This is a genomic window from Sulfurimonas sp., from assembly GCF_016744025.1.
Classification (GTDB): domain Bacteria; phylum Campylobacterota; class Campylobacteria; order Campylobacterales; family Sulfurimonadaceae; genus Sulfurimonas.
On sequence record NZ_JADGFC010000189.1, the window covers coordinates 1 to 3,503 of the forward strand.

Annotated in this window: 4 protein-coding genes; 1 reads left to right on the forward strand and 3 read right to left on the reverse strand. The window is 31.6% G+C overall.

What is annotated here, in order from left to right; translation table 11 throughout:
* Positions 1-248: 248 nt before the first annotated feature.
* From QZZ48_RS14835 to QZZ48_RS14845, 3 genes are read right to left on the reverse strand one after another with little or no spacing between them, the layout of a single operon-like run.
* The gene (locus QZZ48_RS14835) at positions 249-992 is read right to left on the reverse strand and encodes an exonuclease domain-containing protein (RefSeq protein ID WP_294967036.1); all 744 of its coding nucleotides are present in this window, start codon (positions 990-992) and stop codon (positions 249-251) included.
* Between the two features lie 3 nt (positions 993-995).
* Positions 996-1,376 carry a hypothetical protein gene (locus tag QZZ48_RS14840; protein WP_294967037.1) on the reverse strand — a complete coding sequence of 127 codons (381 nt, stop codon included), beginning with the start codon at positions 1,374-1,376 and terminating at the stop codon, positions 996-998.
* A 22-nt stretch (positions 1,377-1,398) separates the two neighbouring features.
* On the reverse strand, positions 1,399-2,736 hold the full coding sequence (locus tag QZZ48_RS14845; RefSeq protein ID WP_294967038.1) for a hypothetical protein: 1,338 nt from the start codon (positions 2,734-2,736) through the stop codon (positions 1,399-1,401).
* Between the two features lie 208 nt (positions 2,737-2,944).
* On the opposite strand from QZZ48_RS14845, the gene QZZ48_RS14850 reads away from it, so the two are divergent.
* Positions 2,945-3,415, forward strand: a complete 471-nt coding sequence (locus tag QZZ48_RS14850) for a hypothetical protein (protein WP_294967039.1) — start codon at positions 2,945-2,947, stop codon at positions 3,413-3,415.
* Positions 3,416-3,503 lie beyond the last annotated feature (88 nt).

The following is a 3,503-nucleotide window of genomic DNA, read 5'->3' on the forward strand; positions in this document are numbered from 1 at the left end:
ATACAAAACTCCGTATGAAGTGTTTTTCAGTGAAATGAGTAAAAGATTAGCTAGCTAATTTAGGTGGAAATTGCACTTGTTGTTGGAATTGGCGATATTTAAAAAACTAAATGATTTAGAGGCTAAGAGTAACCTTAGGATATATGATATTTATATTGAGCGTTGTTTACACTATATAGAAACGCCACCGGAGAACTTTAACGGAGTTTTTGAGCATACAACTAAGGGATAGTTGTAAAAGGAGCTAACTAAGCTCCTAAAGCCTTATTTATAGAATAACGCATATCTTCATCAAGATTTTCCATACTAGTTAGCATCCATCTAAGATAGCCTGCATCTGAAGATGCAACTTCTGCAAGAGTTTTACCCTTATACTTTCCAAATCTAAACGATGTTACAAGGATAGGAGTATTTGTCAGGTCAACCATTTTATCAACTGGATTCTCACCTGGATATGCAGCTGAGACAGCTTCTCTAAGTTTTGTCAAAAATAATTTTAAAACTAAAACATCACCGATAGCATCGTGAGCTTTTACCACTACACCTAAGGCATCTGCTTCTTTTTGCTCATCTTTATATAGTCCCATTTTATAGCGAAAGTACTGAAGTCTATGTGCATCTTCATCAGGTAAAATATGTTTAGCAACTCTTAGAGTATCTATAACTTTCATCTGAGTATTGAAGCCTTCTTTTTCAAGCATGCCTAAGTCAAATGGAGCATTATGGATAATCATATAGTTTTCATTTGTATTTAACTCACAAAGTCTTTTATATGCAACACTATCTGTACAAGCAGGCTTGTTTTCAAGCATATCAGGAGTTATTCCATGAACTTCCATCGCTCCAAAACCAATAGGAATCTCAGATGAGTAAAACTCATTATGTACCTCTATATCTTTTGCACCTAAAACTACATAACCTAGTTGTATTACTCTATCATTCTCACCTACGCCTGTAGTCTCTGTATCCAGTATCACATATTTCTTTGCCAACACTTATCCTTTTAAAAATGGGTCTAACATATACTCATCTTCTACATGTAAAAATTCTTCACTAAGCATTATCTCTATTGTTTCGTCTTTAATTTTATAACTACAAAATACAACAAATCTCATAGGATATGTTTTTGAATAGTATTTAAAATTTTTGACACACAAAGGCTCATTTAACTCTTCAAAAAGAAACCTTACATACTTTATGGCTTCGTTACTTGACTGGAGGTTTAAAAGAGTCAAAATACTTTTTATTTTGATTCTCATAAAGAGATCGTTATTATTCTCCAGGTGAGTGTTATAAATGGCACGAGCAAGCTTTTGAGCATCAGCGTCCAAGGGTTCTTGTAACAACTTCTGCTTTTTTATTTCATGTAAACTCATAGTTCTCGTATTTTACCAAATTTTACCTTTTGCTTCTAAATGATATTTGAAAAACTTCTGTTTTATTAGCATCTAAAATTATTTTAAATGATAGTTTATTCCCTTGTTTAAACTTGTACTTCTTTGATGTTTCAATAGTACTTGTATCATTTTTGTTAAATGGTATTAAAAGTTCTAATGTCTTTTTCTTATCTGAAGTGTTTTTTAAAGTGTAAAGAATTGTAGAACTTAGATATTTTTTTGAATCAGAGCGTTTTTGTGTTGTTTCTTTAACTTTAATATCAAAATTCTTACCAAGTGTTAGATTTATAGGAGTGTTCTTTGGTGTATGAGAGATAGAACTCTCACCTAATAGAATATTACTAGAGTTTAGTTTTGAGTAAGTTCTTACGATACCTTTTGGCAGAGGAAGGGGAAGTTTTTTTATATCTATAAACTGAGTAACACTATGCTTTTTTTTGGAGTGAAGATATAAAGGGTTAGATGTAGTTGCTGAATATCTGCGTTTGATTTCGATGTCATTTTGAGTGATAAACTTTATCTGAGTTTTTTCATTGTTAGCTAGATTTACTTTAAAAGGAATTGTATAAAAATGATACCCTTCATATGCTTTATGAGTAACTTCAGGAGCACTATCCATCACTGACATGACTTGTTTGTACCTGTATGAAGGTCTTGGTTCTGTTTTTTTTACTCTATTTATATCTCCAGCTAATACATGAAGATTTGTATCTTTATATGCTTTTCCTGAGCGGTTGTTTATAGTTATCCAACCAGTTAGATTTGCTTTATTTCCATGAAGATTTAAGATGTAGTCACTCTTCCAAGATAAGTTACTAATAAGATAGTCGATATCCATCTTTGCATCTATACTCTTCTTTGCATCTATATTCCAGACAAGAGAAGGTTTTGTTATAAGTGACTCAGGAATAGTTTTAAAGATGATATCTTTACTGTGTACGGAAATTATTTCACTCTTAGCATCTTTAACAAGAGCATTTGATCCATTATGAGAAAGAAGCTGTACTTCTTGATTTTTCACTTTCACTTTTTTGCCTATGTGTGCATCTAGAAGTTTAAACATAGTTAGTTTGTCAAAACGATATTGTTGAGAGTAAAGTGTAACTGACTTAGGAAGTACAACATTAACAGAGTCAGTCTCAATACTGCTTGCCACACCTTTATAGACTATTTGTTTATCGCCTTTTTTGATACTTAGTTTTTTCTCTTCATGAACAAGTCCAATACCACCATTGTAAACAATGAGTGATGAACTAGTAGGGTTTGTGCTTAGAGTTGAAGAAAAAAGTGAACTACTTAGAAGTAGTAGCGAAGTTGAAAGTAGAGATAACTTTTGCATAAAAAATCCTTGCATATTTATGAATGGATATATTTTACACTATCAAAAAAAATATTTAGGAATATTTTGATATTAGTTGAGATAAACTAAAAGATAAAACGTGTTATTAAGTTACAAAATATGTTTTTAAGACTACATGCAAATACTATTAATTATATATTAATACTATTTAACTATTATGGTTAGATTGTAAAAATAAAGGTAAAGTATGGGCAATGAATTTATAGTAGTAGAAAGTGGCGTCATAAAATGTGAACATGGTGGAAAGGTCATTTTAAAATCTAGTGTACCAAACCATGTAATAGGAGGTAAAAAACCTCTTTATGATAAAGACTTTCTAGACGCTGCTATAAAAGACTGTCCAAATCCTAGCACTAATGGTGGTCCTTGTACAAAAGTTGTAGCTATAAGCTCTGCTGTAACAGAAACTAATGTCTCTAACTCAGGAAAAAACTACCTTCTTCGTACCGATGGATGTAAAACAGACAAAGGTGTTGCGCTTATTCTCAGTGAGCCGGGACAAACAAATAGTAAAATACCTGTAAAATCAGGTGGAAGTACTAAAGATATAACTACTCACGCTTTAGAAAAAGCAAAACTAGACTCAAAAGAAAGCATAGCAAAAGAGAAACATCGTATTTACCCTCTAAGAAAAAGTTCTAAAGAAGGACTTAATTAAAAAAACGGGGGTTTAAAAACTCGCTTTTTTTGATAATTGACCAAATAATAATCTACTAAATTTAACTTCAAGCTTTTACTCAAACCTC